The sequence below is a fragment of the uncultured Thiodictyon sp. genome, from assembly GCF_903946935.1.
GTDB lineage: Bacteria > Pseudomonadota > Gammaproteobacteria > Chromatiales > Chromatiaceae > Thiodictyon.
Map to the genome: position 1 here is coordinate 1 of NZ_CAJAXH010000128.1, position 4,299 is coordinate 4,299.

Genomic DNA, 4,299 nt, shown 5'->3' on the forward strand with positions numbered 1-4,299 from the left:
ATCGTGTCGGTCGAGTTTCATGTGCGCGTCAGGCTGAACGGTGGGGTCCCCGCGACGCCACCAACTGTTGGGGTGCTATCCTCCAACACAATGCCCCCACGCCACCGCGTTCCGGAAGGGGGGGGTCTGAACGATTACCGCGACGGGAATGGCGATGGCGTAGATGATCACCGATGCGGTCCCCTTGCGGTCCCTGCCGATGGCGCGGGCCAACAGCGAGTCGGTACCTTCGCCAGCGATCAACACGTGGACCAGTATCCAATAGGCCGCACCGGCCATCAACAACACGACGCCATAGAGCGCAGTCGGCAGCGGCGCGAAGTGATTCTCCCCCATCCAGCCGGTGACGAAAGGCAGTAGCGACAGCCAGAACAGCAGGTGCAGGTTTGCCCAGAGTGCTGCGCCGGTGACGCGTCGCGCGGCATGCAAGAGGTGGTGATGGTTGTTCCAATAGATGCCGATGTAGAGGAAGCTCAACACGTAGCACAGGAACACCGGCCACAGGGGTAGTAGCGCAGCATAGCTGGCGTCGTGGGGTACCTTGAGTTCCAGCACCATAATCGTAATGATGATGGCCAGCACGCCATCGCTGAAGGCCTCAAGTCGGTTCTTGTTCATGGTTCCCCATTGCCGTGTTTCCGCGGATACCTCGTCTACAGCATCTCTGCTATTCAAGCTTGAGATTGTATCGATAGCCGTCGGCAATGCAATTCCCGATGCGATAAGGTGCGCCGAGAATACCGGCGAGACATTCCGCGCCGGCCTTTGTTCCTCCTAAGTCTGCTCGGAATCCGATGCACGCTGCAGAAGCGTCTGCATCGGCTGCCGTCATACGGGCACTAATATTTGCCGCCGATAGCCTGTCTACAAACTTTCTAACGCAATCGCCTATGCATGTGCTTGTCTTGGTCGTTCTTACCATTACGCAATTGTACTGCCCGCAATTTGACAGCAACGCCCGGCAATCACTACTAAGCTGACCCACAGTAGTAGCAGATGACCATGTCAGGGATGGAGCAGGAGAAATCGCTTTCGGCTGATCGTAGACGTGGAGATAATCCGCTTTGCCATGTGGGTCAACAACAATAGTAGCCCATCGCCACTCGCCCGCGGTACGGCAACCGGTGCATGGTACTTTTTCCAGCAAAAACTCATAGGCTCCAGGAGTTTTGACCTCGAAATACGTCAGGATGGTGTAAGAATTTTTCGCTAGATCTATCTGGCAACGAAGCTTTGCGCCTGAAGCGAACTCATCGAAACGCTTCTCGGTTTTCCCCTCAAGCAGCAAGAAGGGGAAATACTCGCCGTTACTCAACATCCCACAGTGCAGGGTGTTACTCGATTTGTTTGTGAATGATACCGTGATAAGCGCGTCTTGAGCAACAGTAGCAGAAGCCCATCCAAGAATCAGGGCGAAGAAGGTCGAAGCGATACGAGTAAAGATTTTCAATGCCATCTTTGATTTTCTCAAGCTTATTGTGCGGAAGCGATCATTGGAGCGAGCACTCGATCAATTGCGCAACTTCCTGCGAGACCCGCTGGTGCATCTCCCGCGGCAGGCGCAGCTGTTCGTACAGTCCGTTCATGTACCCAAACTGCAGATCGATCTGGCGGAGCAATTCTTTCGGGTCATCGAATTGCCAGCCGATCATCCCCCCCTGGACCTGCTCCCGGTGGCCCCGGCACAGCAGACGCAGGACGTGCCAGAAGGTATCACCGACCTTCTCCACGAAGTGGAACCAGTAAGGGAACTCGGCCGTCATGTCCATGAAGTAGGCGCGGATCTCAGGGATCTCCGCGGTCTCGCGCGGGTCGTTATCCCAGCCGTCGAAGTAGAAAGTCACCTTGCCTTCCCAGCGCATGGCGATCTCACGGGTAGCGGCCAGCGGCAAGAGCTTGTCGAGCAGGGGACGGATGTCGTGCGTCACCACCGATTCGTGCGTGATGGCGATGACCAGGATCTGGTCCTTGGCTGGCGATAGGCGGGCGCGCGGATACTTGGGCTTGGGCTTCTTGGGCATGTCGTCAGTGGTCTGCGGCTGTCGAGGTACCGAATTATTCGCCAACCCGTGCGCCGACACCCGTTTCCGACGCAGGCGGCGGCGACCGCCATGATCCACGATGTCCGATCGGACGTCGAACCCGACGTACGGGGCGATCTCTCCTTCTTGCTGAGTCCTCGGTAGCCGCTGTTGGCACCCCAACGGCGCTGTGACAGGGTTTCGCCACCGCCTGTGGCCCGAGTTGCGCGCCGCATCGGTCGTCTTCTCGTAGAACATGTGGAGCGCCCTACCCGTTCTGTTCTGGATACGCGTCCACCACGGGGAGATAGCCGTGCTGCTGACGCCGCTTTCCGATCGCTTGGATCTGCGCCAGTCCATCGGCATAGGATGACACGCCCGTGGTGCGCACCGCGCCCTGGTGCGATCCCAGTCCGCCCCAGACTCTGACCAGGGTCCACTCGCCGAACAGATCCTGGAGTAGGTGTGCCTGGTAGTAGCGATTCTTGGTCTCGTGAATCCAACGATACATGGCCACCCCCGAGAAGCGCTGATTCCAGGTCCACCCGTCGATCGTGTGGGTTGGTCACCATCGCCTTTATTCGCCCCCTGACGCGGGTCATCGCTGACACCCCAGAAGGAAGTCTGGTGACTCATTATCCAAGATTCGCAATACCGGAGACAAGAACTCTGCGCCTGCCATGTGCCCGGCGGTGGCGATATCCCTGGCTAACGTCATTCCTGGCCGCCGTCGCTGAGGGCTCGGGATTTTTCAGCCGTGTGTCGGCCAAGTCGCGACGGATGATGTCGGCATCGAAAGCCGTGCCCAGGGCGGAGGGACCCCGGATGCGTGGCCGCTCATGTTGGTGATCTTTCCCGCAACGATCCCCTGATTCGCCGGGGGAGTACCCAAAAAAGAGCAACCCCCACGGCAACGCCATGGGGATTGAAAAGACCGTAGCACGATGGGCTATGCCACCGCTAAATTGTTGAACCGCCAAACATCCGCCCAGTCGAGTGACTTGGTGCCTGCCGGGATGGGGCCGTGGGGCACATGGATGATCCCCGCAATCCCGCGGGTCCGCAGCCGCGCTTGCAGCCCGTTGGCGGCGGCTTCTCCGGCCCCGGATCGGTCCTTATCCGCCCAAATGAAGACCACGTCGATCCCGGGCGGTGGCTCCCAGTTTTCCATCACACGGTCGGAGACGCCGGCCCAAACCGGGGTCCCCGTTCGTTGCCTGACCGCCAACGCGGTTTCAATGCCTTCGGCGATCCCTAACAGCGGGCCGACGGGAAAGAGCCTGATGGCACCACCCATCAGGGGCCCGCACGGCATCATCATCTTCTTTGGGCTGCACACCGGTGCCTTCCCGCCTGCCGTGGTCAGATAGGTCCGGTGCAACGACACTGGCCGTCCCTGGGCGTCGCTAACCCGGCTGATGATCGCCGGGTAGATTCCTGTTCTCACCCGATCCTCGTAGTACCCCAGGGCGGGGTGAAAGCGGACGACGTTGGCGTCCGGCATCGCTCTAATCCCGCGGGACTGAAAATACCGCTGAAGCGGCAGTGCCGCCGGATCCGTCGGATCGAGCGTTTCCGACCAGACCCGCCGGAGGGCCGCCTCGGTGACCGCCACGTCCTGGCGTTGCGCCACCATCGGGGTTGGTTGCGCGCGGGGTATCGGTGCGGCCGAAGCGCCACCGACACTCAGGCCGAGCGCGTATGCCACGGCTTCCAGCGCCTCTGGGAAACGCCAGTCGTTTGCCCACATCAGGAGGGCGAATCCGTCGTGGAAGGGCCCGCAGGTGTTGCAGATCCCTCCCCCGCTCTCGCTCACATCCTTAAATACCCGCAGCCCGTCCCGTCCGCCATGGACGGGACAGGGGACGTGCCGTCCGGGACGGGACAGGGCCTCGTCGAGGGTCGGCGCCAGACGGCCGAGGATGCCATTCCAGTGGCCCCGGGCGTGTTGGCGGACCAGTGCCGCGTCAAGCCTCATGGTTGCATGCCCGCCGCTGTTTGGCTTGCTTTCTTCGCGCACAGCCGTCCTTGGTCGGTGTCGGTGAGGTAGGCGTCCCAATTGACCTCGTTCCTCCACCGATGAGCCGTCGTTATCGCCGCCTGGCAGTGCTCGCCACTGAAATGCTCAGGGAACGCCATCTCGACTTTGGCCATTTTTGGCCTGATGGAAACCCGCATGAATGGCCTGGTTAGGTGTCCGGCGCGGGTGCGTAAGGTCAACGTAGAGTTGGCGGCAGCGGGACGCAGGCGGTATCGTCTGAAGCCGACTAAAACACCA

Annotated in this window: 6 protein-coding genes; all 6 read right to left on the reverse strand. The window is 60.4% G+C overall.

Features of this window, described 5'->3' with window-relative positions; all coding sequences use genetic code 11:
- Positions 1 to 75 precede the first annotated feature (75 nt).
- A complete protein-coding gene (locus QZX93_RS11410) occupies positions 76 to 618 on the reverse strand; it encodes a TMEM175 family protein (protein WP_295392370.1) in 543 nt (180 codons plus the stop codon).
- A gap of 49 nt (positions 619 to 667) precedes the next feature.
- Complete coding sequence (locus tag QZX93_RS11415) at positions 668 to 1,456, reverse strand: hypothetical protein (RefSeq protein WP_295392372.1); 789 nt, start codon at positions 1,454 to 1,456, stop codon at positions 668 to 670.
- Positions 1,457 to 1,490: 34 nt separating this feature from the next.
- Positions 1,491 to 2,021, reverse strand: coding sequence for a chlororespiratory reduction 6 domain-containing protein (locus QZX93_RS11420; RefSeq protein ID WP_295392374.1), 531 nt, complete (start codon positions 2,019 to 2,021; stop codon positions 1,491 to 1,493).
- Between the two features lie 268 nt (positions 2,022 to 2,289).
- Complete coding sequence (locus tag QZX93_RS11425) at positions 2,290 to 2,532, reverse strand: WGR domain-containing protein (RefSeq protein ID WP_295392375.1); 243 nt, start codon at positions 2,530 to 2,532, stop codon at positions 2,290 to 2,292.
- Positions 2,533 to 2,970: 438 nt separating this feature from the next.
- The gene (locus QZX93_RS11430) at positions 2,971 to 3,999 is read right to left on the reverse strand and encodes a toprim domain-containing protein (protein WP_295392377.1); all 1,029 of its coding nucleotides are present in this window, start codon (positions 3,997 to 3,999) and stop codon (positions 2,971 to 2,973) included.
- On the reverse strand, positions 3,996 to 4,299 hold a 304-nt coding region (locus QZX93_RS11435; protein ID WP_295392379.1), incomplete at its 5' end, for a hypothetical protein. The genes QZX93_RS11435 and QZX93_RS11430, both read right to left, overlap by 4 nt.

Excerpts from the sequence above, each read along its gene's own strand:
- QZX93_RS11410 (WP_295392370.1), bottom strand. The coding sequence starts at position 618 with ATGAACAAGAACCGACTTGAGGCCTTCAGCGATGGCGTGCTGGCCATC.
- QZX93_RS11425 (WP_295392375.1), bottom strand. The coding sequence starts at position 2,532 with ATGTATCGTTGGATTCACGAGACCAAGAATCGCTACTACCAGGCACAC.
- QZX93_RS11430 (WP_295392377.1), bottom strand. The coding sequence starts at position 3,999 with ATGAGGCTTGACGCGGCACTGGTCCGCCAACACGCCCGGGGCCACTGG.
- QZX93_RS11415 (WP_295392372.1), bottom strand. The coding sequence starts at position 1,456 with ATGGCATTGAAAATCTTTACTCGTATCGCTTCGACCTTCTTCGCCCTG.
- QZX93_RS11420 (WP_295392374.1), bottom strand. The coding sequence starts at position 2,021 with ATGCCCAAGAAGCCCAAGCCCAAGTATCCGCGCGCCCGCCTATCGCCA.